Source organism: Pseudomonas stagnisoli (assembly GCF_048595745.1).
Lineage (GTDB): Bacteria > Pseudomonadota > Gammaproteobacteria > Pseudomonadales > Pseudomonadaceae > Aquipseudomonas > Aquipseudomonas alcaligenes_A.
This window is the reverse complement of record NZ_CP184361.1, coordinates 22,608-44,471: the sequence shown is the minus strand read 5'-3', so window position 1 is coordinate 44,471 and position 21,864 is coordinate 22,608. Positions and strand designations below refer to the sequence as shown.

At 59.8% G+C, this 21,864-nt stretch carries 21 protein-coding genes; 13 read left to right on the top strand and 8 right to left on the bottom strand.

The features are described from left to right. Window positions 1–11 precede the first annotated feature (11 nt). Window positions 12–1,394 (top strand): hypothetical protein, encoded by a 1,383-nt coding sequence (locus ACOAPY_RS00160; protein WP_465154588.1) that lies wholly within the window; start codon window positions 12–14, stop codon window positions 1,392–1,394. Then, window positions 1,384–2,571, top strand: a complete 1,188-nt coding sequence (locus tag ACOAPY_RS00155) for an acyltransferase family protein (protein WP_465154587.1) — start codon at window positions 1,384–1,386, stop codon at window positions 2,569–2,571. The genes ACOAPY_RS00160 and ACOAPY_RS00155 overlap by 11 nt, the downstream gene beginning before the upstream one ends. Before the next feature lie 48 nt (window positions 2,572–2,619). Here ACOAPY_RS00155 and ACOAPY_RS00150 read toward each other — a convergent pair whose 3' ends face one another. The 4 genes from ACOAPY_RS00150 to ACOAPY_RS00135 are packed head-to-tail and all read right to left on the bottom strand — an operon-like array spanning window position 2,620 to window position 6,944. Further along, window positions 2,620–4,473: a hypothetical protein gene (locus ACOAPY_RS00150; protein WP_465154586.1), complete on the bottom strand. Its 1,854-nt coding sequence runs from the start codon at window positions 4,471–4,473 to the stop codon at window positions 2,620–2,622. Continuing rightward, complete coding sequence (locus tag ACOAPY_RS00145) at window positions 4,470–5,207, bottom strand: SDR family oxidoreductase (protein ID WP_465154585.1); 738 nt, start codon at window positions 5,205–5,207, stop codon at window positions 4,470–4,472. Before ACOAPY_RS00145 ends, ACOAPY_RS00150 begins: the two co-directional genes overlap by 4 nt. A gap of 1 nt (window position 5,208) precedes the next feature. After that, on the bottom strand, window positions 5,209–6,507 hold the full coding sequence (locus ACOAPY_RS00140) for an FAD-binding protein (protein WP_465154584.1): 1,299 nt from the start codon (window positions 6,505–6,507) through the stop codon (window positions 5,209–5,211). Continuing rightward, entirely contained in the window at window positions 6,507–6,944 is a 438-nt protein-coding gene (locus ACOAPY_RS00135) for a GtrA family protein (protein WP_465154583.1), read from the bottom strand. The genes ACOAPY_RS00140 and ACOAPY_RS00135 overlap by 1 nt, the downstream gene beginning before the upstream one ends. Here ACOAPY_RS00135 and ACOAPY_RS00130 point away from each other — a divergent pair. From ACOAPY_RS00130 to ACOAPY_RS00085, 10 genes are read left to right on the top strand one after another with little or no spacing between them, the layout of a single operon-like run. After that, window positions 6,939–7,817 carry a decaprenyl-phosphate phosphoribosyltransferase gene (locus ACOAPY_RS00130; RefSeq protein ID WP_465154582.1) on the top strand — a complete coding sequence of 293 codons (879 nt, stop codon included), beginning with the start codon at window positions 6,939–6,941 and terminating at the stop codon, window positions 7,815–7,817. The two genes, ACOAPY_RS00135 and ACOAPY_RS00130, sit on opposite strands and share 6 nt — an antisense overlap. After that, on the top strand, window positions 7,790–8,236 hold the full coding sequence (locus ACOAPY_RS00125) for a divergent PAP2 family protein (protein WP_465154581.1): 447 nt from the start codon (window positions 7,790–7,792) through the stop codon (window positions 8,234–8,236). The genes ACOAPY_RS00130 and ACOAPY_RS00125 overlap by 28 nt, the downstream gene beginning before the upstream one ends. Before the next feature lie 4 nt (window positions 8,237–8,240). Continuing rightward, window positions 8,241–9,149, top strand: a complete 909-nt coding sequence (locus ACOAPY_RS00120) for a GDP-mannose 4,6-dehydratase (RefSeq protein ID WP_465154580.1) — start codon at window positions 8,241–8,243, stop codon at window positions 9,147–9,149. Beyond that, the gene (gene gmd / locus ACOAPY_RS00115) at window positions 9,146–10,117 is read left to right on the top strand and encodes a GDP-mannose 4,6-dehydratase (protein WP_465154579.1); all 972 of its coding nucleotides are present in this window, start codon (window positions 9,146–9,148) and stop codon (window positions 10,115–10,117) included. The genes ACOAPY_RS00120 and gmd overlap by 4 nt, the downstream gene beginning before the upstream one ends. A 4-nt stretch (window positions 10,118–10,121) precedes the next feature. Beyond that, window positions 10,122–11,564, top strand: a complete 1,443-nt coding sequence (locus tag ACOAPY_RS00110) for a mannose-1-phosphate guanylyltransferase/mannose-6-phosphate isomerase (protein ID WP_465154578.1) — start codon at window positions 10,122–10,124, stop codon at window positions 11,562–11,564. Next, the gene (locus tag ACOAPY_RS00105) at window positions 11,564–12,361 is read left to right on the top strand and encodes an ABC transporter permease (protein ID WP_465154577.1); all 798 of its coding nucleotides are present in this window, start codon (window positions 11,564–11,566) and stop codon (window positions 12,359–12,361) included. The genes ACOAPY_RS00110 and ACOAPY_RS00105 overlap by 1 nt, the downstream gene beginning before the upstream one ends. Further along, window positions 12,361–13,593 carry an ABC transporter ATP-binding protein gene (locus ACOAPY_RS00100; RefSeq protein WP_465154576.1) on the top strand — a complete coding sequence of 411 codons (1,233 nt, stop codon included), beginning with the start codon at window positions 12,361–12,363 and terminating at the stop codon, window positions 13,591–13,593. Before ACOAPY_RS00105 ends, ACOAPY_RS00100 begins: the two co-directional genes overlap by 1 nt. Then, entirely contained in the window at window positions 13,590–14,948 is a 1,359-nt protein-coding gene (locus ACOAPY_RS00095) for a glycosyltransferase family 4 protein (RefSeq protein WP_465154575.1), read from the top strand. The genes ACOAPY_RS00100 and ACOAPY_RS00095 overlap by 4 nt, the downstream gene beginning before the upstream one ends. Then, complete coding sequence (locus tag ACOAPY_RS00090; protein WP_465154574.1) at window positions 14,932–16,065, top strand: glycosyltransferase family 4 protein; 1,134 nt, start codon at window positions 14,932–14,934, stop codon at window positions 16,063–16,065. Before ACOAPY_RS00095 ends, ACOAPY_RS00090 begins: the two co-directional genes overlap by 17 nt. Continuing rightward, window positions 16,065–17,186 (top strand): glycosyltransferase family 4 protein, encoded by a 1,122-nt coding sequence (locus tag ACOAPY_RS00085; protein ID WP_465154573.1) that lies wholly within the window; start codon window positions 16,065–16,067, stop codon window positions 17,184–17,186. The genes ACOAPY_RS00090 and ACOAPY_RS00085 overlap by 1 nt, the downstream gene beginning before the upstream one ends. 60 nt (window positions 17,187–17,246) lie before the next feature. On the opposite strand, the gene ACOAPY_RS00080 is transcribed toward ACOAPY_RS00085, so the two are convergent. From ACOAPY_RS00080 to ACOAPY_RS00065, 4 genes are all read right to left on the bottom strand, one after another. After that, entirely contained in the window at window positions 17,247–18,695 is a 1,449-nt protein-coding gene (locus ACOAPY_RS00080; RefSeq protein WP_465154572.1) for an NAD(P)(+) transhydrogenase (Re/Si-specific) subunit beta, read from the bottom strand. Window position 18,696: 1 nt separating this feature from the next. Next, entirely contained in the window at window positions 18,697–19,011 is a 315-nt protein-coding gene (locus ACOAPY_RS00075) for an NAD(P) transhydrogenase subunit alpha part 2 (RefSeq protein WP_021700956.1), read from the bottom strand. An 11-nt stretch (window positions 19,012–19,022) separates the two neighbouring features. Next, a complete protein-coding gene (locus ACOAPY_RS00070; protein ID WP_465154571.1) occupies window positions 19,023–20,144 on the bottom strand; it encodes a Re/Si-specific NAD(P)(+) transhydrogenase subunit alpha in 1,122 nt (373 codons plus the stop codon). Between the two features lie 423 nt (window positions 20,145–20,567). Continuing rightward, window positions 20,568–21,095, bottom strand: a complete 528-nt coding sequence (locus ACOAPY_RS00065) for an Mpo1 family 2-hydroxy fatty acid dioxygenase (RefSeq protein ID WP_465154570.1) — start codon at window positions 21,093–21,095, stop codon at window positions 20,568–20,570. Between the two features lie 78 nt (window positions 21,096–21,173). Here ACOAPY_RS00065 and ACOAPY_RS00060 point away from each other — a divergent pair, with 78 nt between their 5' ends. After that, window positions 21,174–21,860 carry a Crp/Fnr family transcriptional regulator gene (locus tag ACOAPY_RS00060; protein WP_465154569.1) on the top strand — a complete coding sequence of 229 codons (687 nt, stop codon included), beginning with the start codon at window positions 21,174–21,176 and terminating at the stop codon, window positions 21,858–21,860. The last annotated feature ends 4 nt before the right edge of the window (window positions 21,861–21,864 follow it).

Genomic DNA, 21,864 nt, shown 5'->3' with positions numbered 1-21,864 from the left:
CCGCGGGTTGCATGATTTTTCTGGTGTGCGTGGTGCTCTTCGTCCGTCTCGCGCTGGGATTTGAATTTCCCATTCCGTGGAACGATGAAACCGCATTCATTTCTCAAGCATTCGAGTTCAGTCGTACCGGCAGCTTCTATGTCTATGGTTTGAACAGTGAGCGTACGGTGATGTGGATGCCGCCAGGCTTCATGTTGCTGCTGGCGGGCGTTTACAAGGTATTTGGCTACAGCTTTGAAGTGTCGCGCTGGGTTTCCTGCGTGCTTTATCTCGGCATGGCTGCCGTTGCGCTTTTGGTTCTGCGCATCAGCCTGCAAGGATGGCGGCGCCATCTGGGCATGCTCTTGATGCTGATGGCCTTTCTCTCGCCCTTTGCCTTGGTCACGTCCAACATCGCGCGGATGGAGACTCTCTACAGCCTCCTCTTCCTGTTATCTCTGCTGGCATCGCTGAAGCGTCAGTATGCGCTGGGCCTGGCACTGGTGTTGCTCGCAGCCACCGTGCATTTCAATGCAGTGTATTTTTTGCTGCCCTATGCGGTGTTGGTCGCCTGGAAGATCCTGCGCCGCGAGAGTCTTACCGTTGGGTCGTGGGAGCTACTGGCGCTGGTGGTGGCAGTGGCGGCGCTGGCTGGCTATGGGCTCTTTGTGCTCAAGAACATCGGTGGTTTCCTTGAGGACATGCAGTTTCAGTTCGCCTACAAACTAGGCTCTCCGGTAATGGGGGGGCGCAGCGGCTGGATGTTGGTGGGTCTCTGTCTGTGCGTTCCGGCATTGCAGTTGCTCGCTCATCGCCGATTTGCGGCAGAAACGCTGCTCTCTCTGTACGGCGTGGCCTTCATCGCAATGACGCTGAACGGCCACAATATGTGGTACTACTTTGCCTTTAGCTTCGGCTTCTGGCTGCTCGCGCTTGGCGCACTGGCAAGCAGCCGGGAGTTGGCCGCACCCTTTGCCAAGTCAGCTTGTATTGCCGTGGCGGTGATGATGATCGCCGCCCAGGGTTATTACAGTTATCGCAGCACGCCGGAACATGACCCATTCAAGCCCTCTCTGGGCAAGTTGGTGCGTGATTTTCTGCCGGACACCGAGATTGACAAGGTGCGCTCCTTCGTTAGGAGCCTACCGCCAGGGACTACGGTGTCCTTTGGCTATTCAGGTGTTGAGCCGTATTTCTTTGCTGATTTTGCCGCATCAGGCGCGCTCTGGTCGGGCTCGGCATATAGCGTGACCAAAGTGTTTCCCCCTCGCACGCTGGACTACAGAGTGCTTTGCGACAGCGTGATGATTCCGGCATACCTTGCGCTCTATGACTGGGACGGCTTTCCGCGCAAGAGCGAGGATAGCGGCTGTACTATCACGCGCCTGAACAAGGAGGTGACGGGTGAGCCGTGAAGTGAAAAATCTCGAAGTCGAAAAGCTGCGGGCGCTGTCGATCTGTCTGGTACTGGTTGCCCATTCCATTCTGCTCTCCCCCTTCATTGCCGAACACCTCATGCCAGTGTTTCGGTACGCCAGCTTCGGCGTTGGGGTTGACCTTTTCTTCTGTATTTCTGGCTACGTGGTGGCCAGAAGCTACTGCGACTACTTCGATCAACATCGAGCCGCTGGCGCATTCTGGCCGGCGGCTCGCGCATTCTGGGTGCGTCGCTGTTATCGCCTGCTCCCATCGGCCTGGCTGTGGGTTCTGGTTGGCATGCTTTGTACCGTCGTTTTCAACCGAACCGGCGTGTTCATGGATCTGGAGCAAAACCTTAAAAGTGCGCTGGCCATCTTTAGTTTTTCCGCGAACATCGCACACATGTACGGCTGGCTGGCGCCGAACAACGTCTACTGGAGCCTATCGCTGGAGGAGCAGTTTTACTTTGTGCTGCCGTTGTTCCTGCTGCTGGTCACAGGCAAGCGGGCCAGGATTGCGGCCCTCCTGCTTGTGGTGGCGATCCAGTTCCCGCTTAGTCGCAACCCATTCGGCGATCTGACTTCGCAGTACCTTGCCTCATTTCGCATAGATGGCTTCGCCTGGGGCATCTTGGTTTTCATGCTGTCCCGCAGCCCATGGTATCAGCGCCTGGAACCCAGCGCCCTGTGCCGACGCCCTCTGGCCCTGTTGGTCACGCTGCTGCTGTTTGTTTTGCTGGTTACCGTCCCCGCACTACTGTTCGCCTGGTCGATAAACATGGGGCTGCTGGCGATGACCGCTGCCGTCCTTGTCTGGCTGGCCTCCTACGGACGAGGCTACCTGCTCGGCTACCAAGCGCTGACGGGTATCTTGGTATGGCTCGGTGCCAGATCCTATGGGATCTACCTGATCCACCTGCCGGCATTCCGCCTTACCCATGAGGGCGTGACTCGCTATCTGGAGGCTACCGGCCAGGCCTATACGGTCGAGTTGGTGCCACTGCTCTTGCTCGTTGCCGGCTCGCTCATCGTGGTGCTGGCAGAGCTCAACTTCCGGTTTGTCGAAGAGCCTTTGAGGCGCATGGGTGCCGAACGAGCTAGGCGCAGATTGGTGGCCTTAGAGTCGAATAGTAGGGGTGATTCAGTGATCAACCCATCCCGCGCTGTGGGTTAAGTTTTTATTCGGACAGCGCTAGTGGTGCCAAAGTGAATTGATGGGTCATCAGTAAGCGGAAAGCTGGATGCTCTTGAATGACAGGGCAAGCGTCCGAGCATCTGCTCCCCCGGGGCGATGAGCGTCCGGCAGTTCAAAGTGTAATTCGTTACTGCCATTTTTAAGCCTGTCAACTGCAAGTGGGAGCTGCAATTCAACCTCTCCGCCGTCCAGGATTGCTTGGTGCAGAATCTGCCCGTTTAGATAGATGAGAACTCGCTGCTGTCCCAAGCTCGCAAAGCGGAGGACGATCGCCTTGATCATGCGAGGGCTCGTTGCTGGTGTGAACAGAATGCGTGCGCTTGTTCCATGGCTCCAGCGATGCTCGGCTTCTGGGGGATACCAGCCTAGGAATGTAAGTGTTTCACTTTCAGGGCCTGCAACTTGATCTGTTCGCAACAAGCTGGGAATTGTTTTGCGCATGCCATATGAAGAAGTAACCAGAGCGCAGTGCTCATCGCATTCTGCGGCGGAGACAAGTCGATAGTCTGGTTTATGGTTAACTGGACATATGTGTTTCGGCGTGTAGAGATAGCCCATGTGCTGCCATGTTGTGCAGATGGGGATAGCCTGTTCATCAAGTCTTAGCATCAGCCCTGCGAGGAAAGTCCATAACTCATGCTGGGAATAGTCCAGTGCAACGGGGCGTTGAGGATGTGCGATGCTTTTGATGTATTTGGCGAACTGCTCTAACTCTTCGTCAAGCCCTCCTCCCATATCCGGACTTCGAGCAAAGGGAGAGAAGTACAAAACTAGACACAAGCCCGAACCAAGCAATGCTGTCGACAGGTGAGTGCGACTACTCCATTGCTGTTCTGCATGGGCGATGACAGCCAGTAACACAGATGCTAAAAACAATGGTGGTATTGCCGAGTAGAACAGGCCGGTGAAGGCATACAGAGGGGCAGGTGTGCTCTTGTAGTAGAGCGCAAAAACCAGAGTGACGCAGCCCAGCATTAGCCATATGCCCCAGGCCTTGCGCCCATTTGCCCGGAAAGCGACCAAGGCCAGGAGGGAGAAGCCAAGCGCCCATGGGCTGCCGACTGGCATCAATTCGTTCATGAATCTGCCGAGCTCCTGCCAGGTCGGCTTTACAAGTCCAGCGAATCCCAATTGTACATATAGCAATTTACTGAAGTTGCTGGGTGAGACCCTTAGTGCGTCGTAGATCAAGGGGGCAGCAAAGAGTGCGGCAATAAGCCCAGAAATGGCTATTTCTGGCCAATGAGGAGGCGATTTGCGCTTACGGTAGCCGTACAGAAAGGCTGCGCCCAGAAATGGCAGCGTGAAAATTGGCATGGTTGCATAGCCGTGAATCAGCATGCCGGCCAGGGCTACGGCGAGAGGGAGGAGTCTGGGTATGCCCTGCATTAGGCCACAGCAACAGACCAGAAATGCGGCATACACAATGATCAGACGGTGCGGCATCCATATGCTGACCAGCGTCCACCCTGCGAAGCCAATCAGGGTTATGACGACCAGCATGACGGGTAGAACTCTGACTTTACCCAGCAATAGATGACTGAGTAGGCAGCCGGAGACTGCCAGAAGAGGCGCTGCCAGTGTGACTTGGCCTATGGCCCAAAGCTGAGGGCGGGATGCTCCTGTGACCTGTAACGACCACTCGACGAGGCAATTGAAATAGAACCAGAACGGACCAGGGTGGTTGAATCCAAAGCGCGAGTAGTGCCCGACCAGTAACACGCCGTCATCGGAAAGGCGATTGGCAAGCAGCATATCGGCAGCGAAGTCGCCAAAGGGGACGCCGCCGTCCAGCAAAAGGCTTGCCCCTAGCCAAGCAAGAATTCCCGCAGCAACAAAGGTTGCTTGCAGGAAAATGACACTCGGCGTTGATGCTCTCAAAGCGACAGCCTTTTGAAGATTGCCTCCGGAATAGCTCGGATGATCAGCATGATTAGCCGCCAGAATCCTGGGGTGTAGAGGACATCTCGGCGCTTATTGAGCGCGCCCAGAATGTCACTAGCCACCTTTTCCGGGCTGGCCCATAGCGGTCCTTTGGGGAAAATGGTGGTCATTGGGGTGTCGACAAAACCCGGCTTGATCGTCAGCACCTGCACTCCGCTCCGACTCAGGCGGTTACGCAACCCCTGCAGGAAGAATGTGAGAGCCCCCTTGGCAGTGCCATACACGTAGTTCGATTGACGGCCGCGATCTCCTGCCACCGAGCTGATCACAGCAATGCTGCCATGCTTCTGAAGCTCGAAATGGTTCGCCAGGCGCGTTAGCAGAGCTATCACGCTCAGGGCATTGGTCTGAAGCTCCTGTAATGTTAGGTCGACGCTGCTTTCACAGGCTTTCTGATCGCCCAGAGTGCCATGCGCTATGAGGACAATATCCAGAGTGCCCAGAGCGGCCATTGCTTCACTCAATAGGCGTTCATGTTCGTGCGTGGCGTTGGCATCAAACGCAGCACCCTGCGCGCTGGCTGCGCCACGTACACGCAGATCCTGTAGCAAGGAGTCGAGGCGCTCTGCATTGCGTGCCAGGAGAAACAGCTGATCACCGCGACTGGCGAATTTTCGGGCGACGGCCTCGGCGATCGCAGAGGTGGCGCCGATGATCAAAACCTTTTTCATGTCATTCATCCAGGCCGAGACGACGGGACTGCAGCGAGGCGAAGCGGCCCAGCGCACCCACGGAGGCGCGTACGGACTGAAATTGCTGCCAGTTGGGGTAGCTGCGTTTGAAGGTCGCAGCGCCCATGCGCGCGTCCTTGGTGAGGTAGAGGCGGCCGCCATGGTCTAGCACCATGGCGTCCAGCTCATCCAGAAGAGGAAGCAGGTTCGGCTCCATCTTGAAGTCCAGCGCAAGGGTATAGCCCTCAAGAGGAAAGGACAGCAGATTGCCGTTGTGGGGGCCGAATGCTTTCAATACGGCGAGAAAAGAGCCGCGTTGTGAGTCGGCGATGCGTTTGAGGATGGCGCGCAGCCCGAGCAGGCCTGCCTCTCGAGGTATGACGAACTGGTACTGAACAAAGCCTTCTCGCCCGTAGAGACGGTTCCACTGGTTGATGCCGTCAAGGGGATAGAAAAAGCTCTCATAGGAAACTCGCTGATGGCTCTCCGGACGCTGGATCCGGTTGTAGTAAAGGGCGTTGAATGCCTGTATCGAGTAGCGATTGAGCAAGCAGCCCGGCATGTCCATCGGGATGCCAAGCGCCGGCCTCACGGGCAGTTGAAGCCCTCCTTCCGGAGAGTGCTCACCCAGCATCAGCAGGGATCGTCCCAGCGCTTTGCCCCGGGCCAGGCAGTCGATCCAGGCCACAGAATAAGTACTGGCATGGTGGCGCTCGAATAAATCCAGCGCCTCGTCAAGATTGCTGGCTTTGTGCGTGGTTTGCTCGATAAAGGCGCTGGGGACTCTTCTGAGGCGCAACTTGGCAGTCAAGATTATCCCGGTGAGCCCCATGCCGCCGCAGGTGGCCCGGAAGAGCTCGCCCCGCTCGGAGCGGGAGCAGGTGACCCGACTGCCGTCCGCCAGCAGTAGTTCCATTTCTTCGAGGCAAGTGCTGAAACAGCCATCGACATGATGGTTTTTGCCATGCACATCGCTAGCGATAGCTCCGCCGACACTGATAAAGCGCGTACCCGGAGTGACTGGCAGGAACCAGCCGAGCGGGACGAAAACAGCCAGGATATCGCTGAGGCTCGCACCTGCCTGGCAATGCAACAGCCCATTGCTCTGGTCAAAGGCCAGTAGATGATTACAGCGCCTGGTTTCCAGTGCGACTGGAGCCAGGGAGCTATCGCCGTAGCTTCGTCCGTAGCCTCTGGGGATTAGCGGCTGCCCCAGCATCTGAGGGATGTCGCCGAGCGCGCTTGGCCAAAGTGTTAAACCTTCAGTTCGCGGATAACGCCCCCAGCCCTGTAACACCATCAATTGCCTCCGGTGGCACGAAAAACAAAGCGCTTATCCAGTGCGTACTTGGCCCAATAGCCTATCGCCAGGCCGATGACTCCGCCGAGATAGCGCATGGCATCAGTCTGGAACACTAGATGGAAGGTGAACTCGAATCCCCAGAAAATCGCCGTAGTGAAAACGCCCATCAGGCTGTAGAGCAGGAAAACTCGACCATCATGCGTCATGTTGTCGGCTTTGAAGCGAAAGATATAGCGTTTGTCGAGCACATACTTGAGAATCAGCCCCGCTGCCGTGCCCGACAGGACAGACAAGAAAATGTCATAAGGGCCCCTGTAGACCGACAGGAATATGTCTTGCGCGGCGATATTGCAGATGGTCGCCAAGGCCGCCAGCAAGGTGTAGATCGCCGCTAACTTCATAACAATCAGCCATCCGGAAAAAATGGCATGCATGCTAACGCAGCGTCGCGCGGCACTCTAGCGCGTCTTCAAGGGGTATTTGCTCTTCTAAGGCCACGGCAGTGGGTCAAAAATGCCTTTGTCCTGGCGCCCCTGCTGTTTACCGGTCAGTTCGTTTACGCCTCGGCGCTTGTCGACAGTCTGTTCGCCATGGCGGTCTTCTGCATAGCGTCCTCGGCCTGCTACGTCGTCAACGATCTGCATGATATAGAACGAGACCGACGGCACCCCAAGAAGTCCTTGACCCGTCCTCTGGCGTCCGGGCTGGTGCCTGTCTCACTGGCGCTGGTGGTCCTGGCTTTGCTCTATGGCTTGCTGGTCGTCAGCTGGTGGCTCTCCCCGCGTGTGCTACCAGTGATTGTTGGCTACCTCCTGCTAAATCTGGCTTACACCTTCGTTTTGAAGCACCAACCGGTTGTGGACATCTTCACGGTCGCCATCGGTTTCGTGCTGCGTGTCTATGCCGGAGCCATGGCCCTGGATGTGCCCGTTTCGGCCTGGATGTTTGTCACAACGCTCTGTCTTGCCCTGTACCTGGCTGCCGTCAAGCGCCGCCAGGAATTGGCCAGTCACGGCGACGATAGCCGCGAGGTGTTGGGGCACTACACGCCCCAGCTTATTGATCGTTACGCTGAGATGGCCGCCACAGGGGCCCTGCTTTTTTATAGCCTGTTCGTCATGCAGACGCGCCCGGAGCTGGTGCTGACCATTCCTCTGGTGCTGTTCGGGCTTTACCGCTACTGGTTCATCGTCGAGGCGCGCAACGAAGGTGAGTCGCCTACTGACGCCCTGCTTGGTGACTGGCAGCTGCAGCTGACCGTTGTTGTTTGGGGCGCCGTATGCGCAAGCGCTTTATGGCCAAGCTGATGGATCTGTCCTATCTCATTACACCTTTCGCGGCTTGGCTGATCACAGGTTGCAGCAAGTTCGCCATTAACAGCCTGCGGGCCCGGCGCCTGGCATTCGATCTGATCGGTTATGGCGGAATGCCGAGCAACCACAGCGCCATTGTGGGCAGCATGGTGACCCTAATTGCCTTGCGCGAAGGCATTGACCACCCGGCGTTTGGCGTGGCCCTGACCCTCGCTTATATCGTTCTTCTGGATGCCAACAGCCTGAGACGTCAGGTCGGCCTGCAGGCTGAGCGCCTCAACCGTCTGTCGGCGGAGCAGCCTCTGCTGCGCGAGCGCATCGGACATAGCCGTCTGGAAATTGTGGCGGGACTGCTGGTTGGGGGGGCGATGGCTTGGTTGATCCATGCTTATCGTCCGCTGTTCGGAGGTTGATGACATGACCAGAAAGTTACTGGTAACAGGCCTCAGTGGCTTCGTCGGGCAGCGGCTACTGCAGCATCCGCAGCGTGCCAAATGGCAGCTGCTGGATTATTCGCGGCTTGAACTGCTTGACCCGAGCTCTCTTGCGGAGATTGTGCAGAGGGATTGCCCGGATGCCGTCATTCACCTGGCGGGACAGACCTTTGTGCCGGAAGCTTTCCGTGCACCGAGGCAGACCATCGAGATCAATCTGCTCGGCACGCTCAATCTTCTTCAGGCGCTGAAACAGTCTGGTTTTAGCGGCAGCTTGCTGTATGTCAGCTCCGGCGATGTCTATGGGCAGGTGGCAGAGGCGGATTTGCCCATACATGAGAGTCTTCCGCCCAGGCCGCGCAACCCCTACGCCGTCAGTAAGGTTGCTGCCGAGTTGCTCTGCCTGCAGTGGAGCTACCTTGAGCCTTGGCGCATCATGGTGGCGCGCCCCTTCAACCATATAGGCCCGGGGCAGCGAGCAGACTTCGTCATTCCCGCTGTGGCCCGTCAGCTGGTTCGCATTCGCCGCGGCCAGCAGGCGCCCTGTATCGAGGTGGGCGATGTAGATGTCACCCGTGACTTTCTCGATGTGCGTGATGTTTTGAGCGCATATTTTCGTTTGCTCGAAAACGGCCGGAATGGAGAGATTTACAACGTCTGTTCGGGAATGGAATATCGGGTTCGCGATTTGATTGAGCAGATGGTTGAACTGACCAATCTTGACGTAGAGCTTTTGCAAGACCCGGCGCGCATGCGCCCCAGTGAGCAGCGCCGAGTGGCGGGAAACTCCTGGAAATTACAACAACAGACCGGGTGGACACCTGGCATTTCAATCACGGAGTCCCTGCAGAGCATCCTCTCTGACTGGGAAGCGAGAGTAGTAGACGAATGAACAAATCTGCATTGATCACAGGGGTTACTGGCCAGGACGGCGCGTATCTGGCCAAGCTGCTGCTCGAAAAAGGCTATGAGGTGTACGGCCTGGTCGCTCGGCGCAGTAGTGATACCCGCTGGCGCTTGCGAGAGCTGAACATCGAAGGCGACGTTCGCTACCTGGAAGGCGATCTGGCCGACGCCTGCTCAATTCAGCGCGCAGTGATCAAAGCCAAGCCGCAGGAAGTCTACAACCTGGGCGCGCAGAGCTTTGTTGGCAGCTCCTGGGACCAACCGGTTACTACTGGAGTGGTTGATGGCCTGGGCGTGACCCATCTGCTGGAGGCTATTCGGCAGTTCAGCCCGGAAACCCGCTTCTATCAGGCCTCTACCAGTGAAATGTTTGGCCTGATCCAGGCAGAGCGTCAGGACGAGAGCACCCCCTTCTACCCTCGCAGCCCCTATGGCGTGGCTAAGCTCTACGGTCACTGGATCACCGTCAACTACCGTGAAAGCTTCGATCTGCATGCCTCCAGCGGCATCCTCTTCAACCACGAATCGCCGCTGCGGGGCATCGAGTTCGTGACGCGCAAGGTCACCGACGCCGTCGCCCGCATCAAGCTCGGCAAGCAGAGCGAATTGCGCCTTGGCAACATCGATGCGAAGCGGGACTGGGGTTTTGCCGGCGATTATGTCGAAGCCATGTGGCTAATGCTGCAGCAGGACCGACCCGACGACTATGTGGTCGCCACCGGTATTACAACCACCGTGCGAGACATGTGCCAGCTGGCTTTTGAGCATGTCGGTCTGAATTACCAAGACTATGTGGTCATCGATCCGCAGTTCTTCCGACCCGCCGAGGTCGACATCCTGCTGGGCAACCCGGCCAAGGCTGAGCGGCAGCTGGGCTGGAAGCCCAAGACCAGCCTGAGTGAATTGATCCAGATGATGATGGAAGCCGATCTGCGGCGCGTCGGGCGGGAGTAAACAGATGACGCTGATTCCAGTGATCCTCTCGGGTGGTGCCGGGACGCGGCTGTGGCCGGTTTCTCGTGAGGGTCACCCCAAGCCGTTCATGCGCCTGCCCGATGGGCAGACGTTGCTGAGCAAGACCTACGCCAGAGCAGCAGCCTTGATTCCGCAAGGGGGGGTGATCCTCACTGTCACCAACCGCGAGCACTACTTTGCGAGCAAGGATGAGTTCCAGGAAGCCAAGCTGCCGCAGCATCGCGCCCACTTTCTCCTCGAGCCCGAGGGTCGTAATACGGCGCCGGCTATCGCACTGGCAGCCAGCGTGATCGCCAAAGAGTATGGCGAGGATGCCCTGATGGTGGTGATGGCGGCCGATCACCTGATCCAGGATGCCGTCGGCTTTGAGCAAGCCACGGCACATGCCCTGGAACTCGCCGCACAGGGGCACCTGGTCACATATGGCGTATGTCCGACCGCACCTGAAACTGGATTTGGCTATATCGAAGTTGGCAACCCCCTTGATGACAAGGGCGGTGCAGAGGTGCTGCGCTTCGTCGAGAAACCGGACCTGCAGACCGCCGAGCAGTATCTGCAGAGCGGCCGCTTTCTCTGGAACTCTGGAATGTTCTGCTTTAGCGCCGGTAGCGTCCTGCGCGAGCTTGAGGAGCATGCGCCAGACATCTCAGGCCTGGCCGAAGAATGTCTGCGGAAGACTTGCACAGAAGAGAGCGCAGGCATCGTACTGCGTGAACTGCAAGCCTCGTCCTTCAAGCAACTGCCGGATATCTCCATCGACTACGCGGTGATGGAGCGTTCCCGTAAGGTGGCGGTTATTCCCGCCACCTTCGACTGGAGTGATATAGGCTCCTGGAATGCGCTGTCCCAACTGGTTGCGGCTGACCCACAGCAGAACCGTGTCCAGGGTGAGGCCGTTCTGGTCGATACACGCAATACCTTCGTGCTCGGTGAGAGCCGCCTGATTGCTACCGTGGGTGTCGATGACCTGATCGTGGTCGATACCGCCGATGCGGTGCTGGTGGCGCGCGCGGACCGTGCGCAGGAAGTGCGGCAGGTAGCCAAGCAACTGAAACTGCGCAACCATGATGCCTACAGGCTGCACCGTACCGTGTCTCGACCCTGGGGCACTTACACCGTGCTGGAGGAAGGACCGCGGTTTAAGATCAAGCGCATAGTGGTCAGGCCCGGTGGCTCTCTCTCTTTGCAGATGCACCATCACCGTAGCGAGCACTGGATAGTGGTCAGTGGAATGGCCAGAGTCGTCAATGGCGAGGGTGAAATGCTGATCAACACCAACGAGTCGACATTTATCCCGGCCGGACACAGGCACCGCCTGGAGAACCCCGGAGTGATCGATCTGGTGATGATCGAAGTTCAGAGCGGAGAGTACCTCGGGGAAGACGACATCGTGCGCTTCGAGGACCACTATGGCAGGGTGCGCTAGTGCTTGTATTGTTCCGGCGCGACCTGTGGTTTTACCGCGGTTTCATCTTCAGTAGTGTCAAACGTGAGTTTCAGAGTCGCTATCGGAACTCACTGCTAGGGGCTCTCTGGCCCCTGCTGCAGCCTCTGGCGATGATTCTGATTTATACGCTGATCTTTTCCCAGGTCATGCGAGCGCGCCTTCCTGGCGTGGATGATGGGCTGGCCTACGGCATCTTCATCTGTTCTGGGATCTTGACCTGGGGGCTGTTTGCCGAGGTCCTGAATCGCAGTCTGTCGATGTTCCTCGACAACGCCAATCTGCTCAAGAAACTCAGTTTTCCGCGGCTGTGCCTGCCGATCGTGGTGGCACTCACGGCACTGCTCAACTTTGCCATCACCCTGGGACTGTTTCTCCTGGTGCTGGCGCTGATCGGCCGCTTCCCAGGCGAAGCTGTGCTGGCGCTGCCATTGTTGGTCGGCCTGCAGTTGCTCTTTGCGCTCGGGCTGGGCCTCCTGCTAGGTCTCCTCAACGTGTTCTTTCGCGACGTTGGCCAGCTGTTCGCCATCGCGCTGCAGCTCTGGTTTTGGCTGACACCCATCGTTTACCCGATGAACATTCTGCCACCCGCTCTCCAGCCCTGGCTGGCGCTCAACCCGATGACAGGACTGATGCAGGCCTACCAGATGTTGTTCCTGCACGATGCCTGGCCGAGCTGGCAGCAACTGGCGCCCATTGCCCTGGCCGGCCTGGTCAGCTGCCTGCTCGCGCTGCTGCTTTACAGGGCCAAGACCTCCGACATGCTGGATGAGCTCTGATGGGCTGGGTTCATGTGCAAGGGCTAGGCAAGGCCTTCAAGCAATACCCGACGCGCTGGGCGCGCCTGGCGGAATGGCTGATGCCATGGAGCGGGACCCGCCATCAGCAGGCCTGGGCGCTCAGCGATGTTAGCTTCGATGTCCGGCCGGGTGAGGCGTTAGGCCTTGTCGGTGCAAACGGCGCGGGCAAAAGCACACTGCTCAAGTTGATTACCGGCACCAGCCTGCCCAGCACAGGAAGCATCCGCTTTGAGGGCCGAGTCGCAGCGTTGCTGGAGTTGGGCATGGGCTTCCATCCTGACTTCACGGGCAGGCAGAATGCACTGATGGCCGGGCAGTTGCTCGGCATGGCTGTCCATGAGATTGAGCAGCTGCTGCCAGAGATCGTGGCTTTCGCGGAGATCGGTGCGGCTATCGACCAGCCGGTCCGAACATATTCCAGCGGCATGCAGATGCGCCTGGCCTTTAGCGTAGCTACAGCCCGCCGGCCCGATATCCTGATCGTCGATGAAGCCCTCTCGGTTGGCGATGCCTATTTTCAGCACAAGAGCTTCGAGCGCATTCGCGAGTTCCGGCGCCAGGGCACTACCCTGCTGATCGTTTCCCACGACCGCTACGCGATCCAATCGATCTGCGATCGAGCCCTCCTTCTGCATCAAGGGCGTCTCCTGATGCAGGGCAGCCCGGAAGCAGTGCTCGACTACTACAACGCACTGATGGCCGACCGCGAGGGTCAGTCGATACGTCAGCAAGTGTTGGAAACCGGCCACGTGCAAACCATTTCCGGCACCGCAGAAGCCAGCATCCTCGCAGTGCGCATGTTCGATGCCGAGGGGAGCGCTAGCGAGGTGTTTGAGGTGGGAGAACCCATGTCGATGGAGGTCGACATCGAGGTGAATACCGACATTGAGCGGCTGGACCTTGGCTTCATGTTGAAGGACAGATTCGGCCTCGCGATGTATGGCATCAATACCCATCGGCTAAAGCAGAGTATCCTGGAACCGAAGTCCGGGGAGCGTTTCACCTTCCGTATCGATTTCACCATGCTGCTCGGTCCTGGCGCCTATTCACTGGCATTGAGCCTCTCCAAGTCGGACTCGCATCTGGACGGAACTTATGAATGGCGTGATTACGCTGCCATAGTGCATGTCCACAATCGCCGGCATGAACAATTCGTCGGCAATACCTGGCTGAATGCCAAGGTCAGCGTCATGCCAGGCGGCGCAGAATGACCCGTCTGCTATTTGAATGCACCAACGTGTTCCGCAGCCCCGGCGTCAATTCCGGTATCCAGCGCGTTGTGCGCAATATCGTGAGCCAACTGGATAGCGCCTCCGGCGAGGTCGAGTGCGTGCCCGTGCTGTTCGCGCACAATCGGCTATACAGGGTTCGTCAGCTATTGCCGGGCGAGGAAGGTAAAACTCCGCCAGCACGTGCCTATGCCTGGCTGGAGCGTCTGAACCAGGCGTTCTGGCGCCTGCATGGGCGCTACGAGCAGTATTGGCCGATGCGGCGCTGGCACAACGCGCGACGGGTTTTCTTCGTGGCCGGGCGGATCGTAAGCCTTCCAGTTGCGCTGGCTCTACGCGCTTTGCGCCTGTGTGGCTACGACCCGCTGGTGCAGCGCGCCGAGCCTTTCGAGCCGCAGCCTGGCGATCAATTGATCTTGCTCGACTCCTCGTGGCATGCCCAGCACTTCTCCTTAGTCGAGTCACTCAAGGCGAGGGGCATCAGAGTCATCGCCGTGATCTACGATCTGATTCCCATCACTCGGCCTGAATTCTTCGAGGAACGCCTGAAAGGCATTTTCTGTCGATGGTTCGACTGGATCAGCCACCAGGCCGACGGTTACATGTCCATTTCCAAAGCCGTCCGCGACGAGGTCTATCAGGAACTCAGCCATCGGCTCGGCCAGCAGGCTGCGGACAGGCTGTCCCACGGCTACTTCCATCTGGGTTCCGAGCTGGATCTGCGCCAGGCCGGACAACCTCCAGCACAGCAGCTGAGTGACCTTTTCCAGCAACGTGCGCAGGTCTTTCTCGCTGTCAGCACCATCGAGCCGCGCAAGAACCACAGCTATCTGCTGGACGCTTTTGAACTGGCCTGGGCTGCGGGTAGCGAGGCAAGGCTCTGCATCATCGGGCGCATAGGCTGGAAATGTGAGGCGCTGGTTCAGCGTATCCGTCAGCATGGCGAGTTCGGCCACCGGCTTTTCATGTTCAACGAGATCGACGACAGCGGTCTCGAGTACGCCTACAAACACGCTTCGGCTCTGGTCTTTTCATCTCATGCAGAGGGCTTTGGTCTGCCGCTGGTCGAGGCCATGCAGCGCGGGCTTCCCGCGATGGGCAGCGACCTGCCGGTGTTTCGTGAGATCGGCGGTGACTGCATGGCCTATTTCGATCTGGACCATCCGCAGACACTGGCAGAGCTGATTCAGCGTTTCGAGGCCAGCGGAACCTTCCCTGCTGCCCGTTCGCTTGATGCATGGCACTGGATAGACTGGCACGCCAGTGCTCTGCAGCTTGTCGATGGCGTGGTTCGTCCGCATGCGCCCTCAGGGCAACGCAATGCGCATAGCACTTAACGCCAGCATTCTGCGGGCACCCCGCACAGGTATCGGTCACTACGTGGCCGAGCTGGCCACAGCCCTCCAGGCGGATAGCGACATCGAGTTGGAGCTTTTCGACGGTTGGCATTGGCGCAGGGATGTTCCCGCCGCTGCACAGCCCGGTTACTCTCGACTGAGCGCTTTGGTGAAGCGCCTGCCGAATGCCTATGCCCTGCGCCGCCACCTGCAGCAAGCCCGATTCGAACAGGGGGGCAGGCGTCTGCGTCCAGCGCTCTACCACGAGCCCAGTCTGTGGCCCTTCGAGTTCGACGGGCCGATGCTGATGACTCTGCACGACCTCACCCATGTGCACTACCCACACACCCAGCCGGCCGATCGTCTGCGCGAGATTGAGCGTCAGGTGGTCCGCGGCCTCGAGCGTGCCTCGCGGGTCCTGACGGACTCGCAATTCATCGCCGACGAGGTCTCACTCCACTACGGTGTCTCCCCGGAAAAGTTGGTAGTAGCGCCGCTAGGGCACGCCCCACGCTTTCACCCGCGCAGCCAAGAACAGCTCGCCTCAACTCTGCAATCCTTTGGTCTGCAGGCACGTCGTTATCTGATCTGCGTCGGCACCCTCGAGCCGCGCAAGAATCTGCAGCTGGGCATCGAGGGCTATCTGGCATTGCCTGAGGCGCTGCGCCGTTGCTATCCATTGCTGATCGCCGGTATGCCGGGGTGGGGGCGTGAGCAAATGCAGGCCAGTCTGCAGCGTGCATTGGCCAGCGGCCAGGTGCGCCTGCTCGGTTACCAGCCCGACGAAACTCTGGCCGGGTTGCTTGCCGGAGCTCGCCTCCTGCTGTTTCCTTCGCTCTACGAAGGCTTTGGCCTTCCCGTGCTGGAGGCCATGGCCAGTGGTACCCCCGTTGTTCTCAGTCGTCGTGCCTCTCTGCCGGAGGTTGCCGGAGCCGCCGGGCTCTACATTGACCCTGAAGACCCTCAGGGTTGTACCGAGGCCCTGCAACAGCTGATTGAAGATGAGTCAGACTGGCAAGTCCGCCACGAGCTTGGCCTGGCACAAGCAAAAAACTTCACTTGGACGCGCTGTGCGCAGATTACCGCAAGCGTGTACCAACAATTAATGGATACCTGATGCGCGTCCTGCACTTCTTCAAAACCTACCTGCCCGACTCCATGGGCGGCATCGAGCAGGTGATCTTCCAGCTCTGCCAGAGCACCCTCCCCCACGGAATCCACAGTGAAGTCCTGACCCTCAGCGACGATCCGCAACCAAGCGAGCTGATGGTGGCCGATCACCGAGTGCATCGTGCCAAGCTCGACCTGCAGATCGCTTCCACCGGGCTTTCCTACAGCGTGCTAAAGCGCTTTCGCCATCTAGCCGCGCAGGCCGATGTAATCCATTACCACTTTCCCTGGCCCCTAATGGATCTGCTGCACTTCCTAGCCGGTGTGAAGAAGCCGGTGGTAGTCACCTACCACTCTGACATCGTTCGCCAGAAGAACCTGATGCGCCTCTACAGCCCGCTGATGCATCGTTTTCTCAAGCGCGCCGACCGTATTGTCGCTGCCTCGCCCAACTACGTGGCGACCAGCAAGGTGCTGCATCACTATCGGCACAAGACCGTAGTCATCCCTTACGGATTGGACAGAAAGAGCTACCCGCCGGCGAGCAAGCAGCGCCTGCAACACTGGCGGGAGCACTGCGGGGAACGCTTCTTCTTGTTTGTGGGGGTAATGCGCTATTACAAGGGGCTACATATTCTGCTGGAGGCCGCACAAGGTGCGCCCTACCCCATTGTTATCGTCGGTGCCGGGCCGCTGGAGATCGAGCTGAAAGGTCAGGCTGAACGCCTAAACCTGAATAACGTTCAATTCCTCGGCCGTCTGGTTGACGAAGACAAGATTGCGTTACTGCAGTTATGCACCGCCATAGTCTTCCCCTCCCATTTGCGTTCCGAGGCGTTCGGCATCTCGCTGCTGGAAGGCGCTATGTTTGGCAAGCCGATGATATCTAGCGAGATTGGCACTGGCACCAGTTACATCAATGTACACAATGAGACTGGTCTGGTTGTGCCACCCAGCGAACCACGGGCCTTGCGAGCCGCCATGGATAAGCTGTGGGGGGACGCGGAGCTAAGTCGCAGCATGGGGCGAAAAGCCCAGGCTCATTATGAAAGTCTGTTCACCTCTGAACGCATGGGACAACAAATGGCTCACCTGTACCGTGAGGTTGTCAGTCAAGCGCAGAGCTAGTTCTTGAGCCAATAAAAAACCCGGCAGGTGGCCGGGTTTTTTTGGTTGGGACGAACAGTCTTAATCGACCGCCTTCACCATGTCTTCGATGACCTTCTTCGCGTCGCCGAACACCATCATGGTCTTGTCCATGTAGAACAGTTCGTTATCCAGGCCGGCGTAGCCGCTGGCCATGGAGCGCTTGTTGACGATGATGGTCTTGGCCTTGTAGGCCTCGAGGATCGGCATGCCGGCGATAGGCGACTTCGGATCGTTCTTCGCCGCCGGGTTGACCACGTCGTTGGCGCCGAGCACCAGCACCACGTCTGTCTGACCGAACTCGGAGTTGATGTCCTCCATCTCGAACACCTGCTCGTAGGGCACTTCGGCCTCCGCCAGCAGGACGTTCATGTGGCCCGGCATACGGCCGGCTACCGGGTGGATCGCGTACTTCACGGTCACGCCACGGTGGGTCAGCTTTTCGGCCAGTTCCATCAGCGCGTGCTGGGCGCGGGCCACCGCCAGGCCGTAGCCCGGCACGATGACCACGGTGTCGGCGTTGGTCAGCAGGAAGGCGGCGTCGTCGGAGGAACCCGACTTCACGTTGCGCTCCTGCTGGGCGCCGGCCGGGCCGCCGGCATCAGCGTCGGCACCGAAGCCGCCGAGGATGACGTTGAAGAACGAGCGGTTCATCGCCTTGCACATGATGTACGAGAGGATGGCACCGGACGAACCGACCAGCGAGCCGGCCACGATCAGCATCGAGTTGTTCAGCGAGAAGCCGATACCGGCCGCCGCCCAGCCCGAGTAACTGTTGAGCATGGACACCACCACCGGCATGTCGGCACCGCCGATCGGGATGATGATCAGCACGCCGATCACGAAGGCCAGGGCCACCAGGATGGCGAAGGCGGTGATGTTGCCGGTGAAGGTGAAGTACAGGCCCAGGGCGAGGATCGCCAGGCCGACCACCAGGTTGACCATGTGCTGGCCTTTGAAGACCACCGGGGCACCCTGGAACAGACGGAACTTGTACTTGCCGGACAGTTTGCCGAAGGCGATCACCGAACCGGAGAAGGTGATGGCGCCGATCGCCGCGCCGAGGAACAGCTCCAGGCGGTTGCCTGCCGGGATGGCGTCGCCTAGTGCATGGACGATGCCCAGCGACTGCGGCTCGACCACGGCGGCGATGGCAATGAAGACGGCGGCCAGGCCGATCATGCTGTGCATGAAGGCGACCAGTTCCGGCATCTTGGTCATCTCGACGCGCTTGGCCATGATGGAACCGGCGGTGCCGCCGACCAGCAGGCCGACCAGCACGTAGCCCAGGCCTTTGGCAGCGCCACCCTCGGCCATTTCGGCGCCGAGTTTGAACACCAGGAAGATGGTGGTGACCACGGCGATGGCCATGCCGACCATGCCGAAGGCGTTGCCCTGGCGCGAGGTGGTCGGGTGGGAGAGGCCCTTGAGCGCCTGGATGAAGCAGACGGAAGCGACCAGGTACAGCAGGGTGATCAGGTTCATGCTCATCTTATTTGCCCTCCGCCTTGGCCTTGGGCGCCTTCTTCTTGAACATTTCCAGCATGCGGCGGGTGACCAGGAAACCACCGAATACGTTGACCGCGGCCAGTGCCACAGCCAGGGTGCCCATGGCCTTGCCCAGCGGGGTCACGGTCAGGGCGGCGGCCAGCATGGCGCCGACGATGACGATCGCCGAGATGGCGTTGGTCACGGCCATCAGCGGGGTGTGCAGCGCCGGGGTGACGTTCCACACCACGTGGTAGCCCACGTAGATGGCCAGCACGAAGATGATCAGGTTGTAGATGCTGGGGGAGATCAGTTCCATGTCTCGACTCCTTAACCGTTCTTGCGCACGACTTCACCGCCCTTGCACATCAGGCAGGCGGCGACGATGTCGTCTTCGAGGTTGAGCTGGAACTGGGCTTCCTTGTCGATCACGAGCTTGAGGAAGTCCAGCAGGTTACGGGCGTACAGGGCGGAGGCATCCGCCGGCACCATGGCGGCCAGGTTGGTGTGGCCGACGATGGTCACGCCATGCTTGACCACGACCTGATCGGCCTCGGTCAGCGGGCAGTTACCACCCTGGGCTGCGGCCAGGTCGATGACCACGGAGCCCGGCTTCATCTCGGCGACGGTGGCCTCGTGCAGCAAGGTCGGTGCCTTGCGGCCCGGGATCAGCGCGGTGGTGATGACGATATCGGCCTGCTTGGCGCGCTCGTGCACGGCCTTGGCCTGGCGCTCCATCCAGGATTGCGGCATCGGGCGGGCATAGCCGCCAACGCCCTGGGCGCACTCGCGCTCCTCATCGGTCTCGAACGGCACGTCGACGAACTTGGCGCCGAGCGACTCGATCTGCTCCTTTACCGCCGGACGCACGTCCGAGGCCTCGATCACGGCGCCCAGACGCTTGGCGGTGGCGATGGCCTGCAGACCGGCGACACCGGCGCCGAGGATCAGCACACGGGCGGCCTTCACGGTGCCGGCGGCGGTCATCAGCATGGGCATGAAGCGCGGGTAGTGGTTGGCGGCGAGCATCACGGCTTTGTAGCCGGCGATGTTGGCCTGCGAGCTCAGCACGTCCAGGCTCTGCGCGCGGGAGGTACGCGGCGCGGCCTCCAGGGCGAAGGCGGTAATGCCGCGGGCATTCATGCGCGCGATGGTGTCGTTGCAGAACGGGTTGAGCATGCCGACCAGCACGGCGCCGGTCCTCATGTGGGCCAGTTCGGCTTCGGTCGGGGCGACCACTTTCAGCACCAGATCGGCACCGAAGGCGGCAGCGTCGTTGCCGATGCTGGCGCCGGCGGCTTCATAGGCGCTGTCCGGGATGCTGGCGCTAACGCCGGCACCTGCCTGAACGGTCACCTGATGGCCTTGGCCAACCAGCTTCTTGACGGTTTCGGGCGTCGCGGCAACCCGCGTCTCCCCGGCGTGGGTCTCGAGAGGAACACCGATGTGCACTGAGAAATCTCCTGCGTGATCGTTTTGGTGAACCAGCGCACTACGTGTGGCACGCGGGTGTGTGGGATCAGCACAAAGCCGCACCGGAAGAGGGCGGGCGCGGCATTTTGCAGGCGATTGCGAAGGCCTTCAAGAAATTCTGAAGCGGTACTGATTAATAACTACAAGTCATGGCATGACTTGTAGTTCCTGTGTTGGTTCGCAAAGTGCCGATATTGCTGGTGCGCGCCGCGATTTGCGGCAGATCGCGGCGCAGAGCGGCATTCGGCGCGTGAATGGCCGTTCGTCGATTTGCCCGGATGGACGGGGTGGCTTGCGGCAGGCGGCAGAAAATGTCGCGGAGGCGACGCTATGTAGTCGCCGGCACGCCAGACTACGCTGGTGCGCCGGCCGGGTGGCGGCCGCGATGCAGCCGCGGCGGGGTCAGGATGCCAGCGCCTTGCGCGGGCGGATGCAGGTGGGGCCGGCGCGATGCTCCACGGCCTGTTGGACTTCGGCGCGCAGGCCGAGCAGGAAGCCGAGTTCCGCGACCACGAACAGCGGGCCGACTACCAGCCCCATCAGGTCATCGACGAAGGCCGGCTTGCGGCCTTCGTAGTAGTGGCCGATGAACTGGATGATCCAGCCCACCACGAACAGACCGAGACCGGCGCTCAGCCAGAGTGCGGTGGTCTGCTGCGCCAGCGCAGCGCCTGCCCACAGGCACAGCGCCAGCAGCGCGCCCATGAGGACGCCGAAGCGCAGGTCCAGGCGTAGATAGAAGACTGCAGCGGCCAGTGCCGTGAGCAGCGCCGGTGAGATCCACAGGCCGGCCAACTCCCAGCCGGGGCGTGACAGCAGGACGGCGACGGCCACGACTATCATCGGAATACCGATGAAGTGGCTGAATATGTTGCGGCGGTCGCGGTGGTATTCCGCGTATTGGCCGAGATGATCGACGAGGGTTTTCATTTTTTGTAGGTCCTCAGCAAGGCAGGGTGGTGGCATGATCTCGCCAGCCCCCGCTGCACGACTGTCACCTAGCCGACAATGACCATGACCGAGATTCGCCTGCTGCTGGAAAGCGGCCAGTGGTTCAGCCACTTGCCCTCTACCTTGCGTGACGCGCTGCTGGGCGAGGCGCGGCTGCTGCAGCTGGAGCCAGGTCAGCGCCTGTTCCGCCGCGGCGATCCACCCTGCGGGCTGTACGCGGTGCTGGAGGGCATGATGCGCGTCGGCGCGGTCAGTCGTGACGGCAAGGAGGCGCTGCTGACCCTGGTCGAGCCGCCTTACTGGTTTGGCGAGATTTCCCTGTTCGATGGCCAGCCGCGTACCCACGATGCCTATGCCGAGGGCCCGGCACGCCTGCTGCAAGTGCCACAATCCGCCTTGCAGGCCCTGCTCGCGCGCGAGCCCGGCTACTGGCGCGACTTCGCCCTGCTGATGAGCCAGAAGCTGCGCCTGGCCTTCATCGCGCTGGAAGAGATGAGCCTGTTGCCGGCTGCGCCACGTCTGGCGCGGCGCCTGCTGATGATGGCCGAGGGTTATGGCGAGACCGGTCCGCGTCGGGTGCTGCACCTGGCCCAGGAGCAGCTGGCGCTGATGCTCGGCCTGTCGCGGCAGACCACCAACCAGATCCTCAAGGACCTGGAAGCGCGGGGTGCGCTACGTCTCACCTATGGCGAAATCGAGATTAGCGATCTCGGGACTTTGCGCCAGGCCGCAGGCGTGGTCTGAGGCT

Coding starts and splice junctions, on each gene's coding strand:
- ACOAPY_RS00160 (WP_465154588.1), top strand. CDS start 12: ATGATTTTTCTGGTGTGCGTGGTGCTCTTCGTCCGTCTCGCGCTGGGA.
- ACOAPY_RS00145 (WP_465154585.1), bottom strand. CDS start 5,207: ATGAAAAAGGTTTTGATCATCGGCGCCACCTCTGCGATCGCCGAGGCC.
- ACOAPY_RS00140 (WP_465154584.1), bottom strand. CDS start 6,507: ATGGTGTTACAGGGCTGGGGGCGTTATCCGCGAACTGAAGGTTTAACA.
- ACOAPY_RS00130 (WP_465154582.1), top strand. CDS start 6,939: ATGCATGCTAACGCAGCGTCGCGCGGCACTCTAGCGCGTCTTCAAGGG.
- ACOAPY_RS00135 (WP_465154583.1), bottom strand. CDS start 6,944: ATGCATGCCATTTTTTCCGGATGGCTGATTGTTATGAAGTTAGCGGCG.
- ACOAPY_RS00125 (WP_465154581.1), top strand. CDS start 7,790: ATGCGCAAGCGCTTTATGGCCAAGCTGATGGATCTGTCCTATCTCATT.
- ACOAPY_RS00120 (WP_465154580.1), top strand. CDS start 8,241: ATGACCAGAAAGTTACTGGTAACAGGCCTCAGTGGCTTCGTCGGGCAG.
- gmd (WP_465154579.1), top strand. CDS start 9,146: ATGAACAAATCTGCATTGATCACAGGGGTTACTGGCCAGGACGGCGCG.
- ACOAPY_RS00110 (WP_465154578.1), top strand. CDS start 10,122: ATGACGCTGATTCCAGTGATCCTCTCGGGTGGTGCCGGGACGCGGCTG.
- ACOAPY_RS00100 (WP_465154576.1), top strand. CDS start 12,361: ATGGGCTGGGTTCATGTGCAAGGGCTAGGCAAGGCCTTCAAGCAATAC.
- ACOAPY_RS00095 (WP_465154575.1), top strand. CDS start 13,590: ATGACCCGTCTGCTATTTGAATGCACCAACGTGTTCCGCAGCCCCGGC.
- ACOAPY_RS00090 (WP_465154574.1), top strand. CDS start 14,932: ATGCGCATAGCACTTAACGCCAGCATTCTGCGGGCACCCCGCACAGGT.
- ACOAPY_RS00085 (WP_465154573.1), top strand. CDS start 16,065: ATGCGCGTCCTGCACTTCTTCAAAACCTACCTGCCCGACTCCATGGGC.
- ACOAPY_RS00080 (WP_465154572.1), bottom strand. CDS start 18,695: ATGAGCATGAACCTGATCACCCTGCTGTACCTGGTCGCTTCCGTCTGC.
- ACOAPY_RS00075 (WP_021700956.1), bottom strand. CDS start 19,011: ATGGAACTGATCTCCCCCAGCATCTACAACCTGATCATCTTCGTGCTG.
- ACOAPY_RS00065 (WP_465154570.1), bottom strand. CDS start 21,095: ATGAAAACCCTCGTCGATCATCTCGGCCAATACGCGGAATACCACCGC.
- ACOAPY_RS00060 (WP_465154569.1), top strand. CDS start 21,174: ATGACCATGACCGAGATTCGCCTGCTGCTGGAAAGCGGCCAGTGGTTC.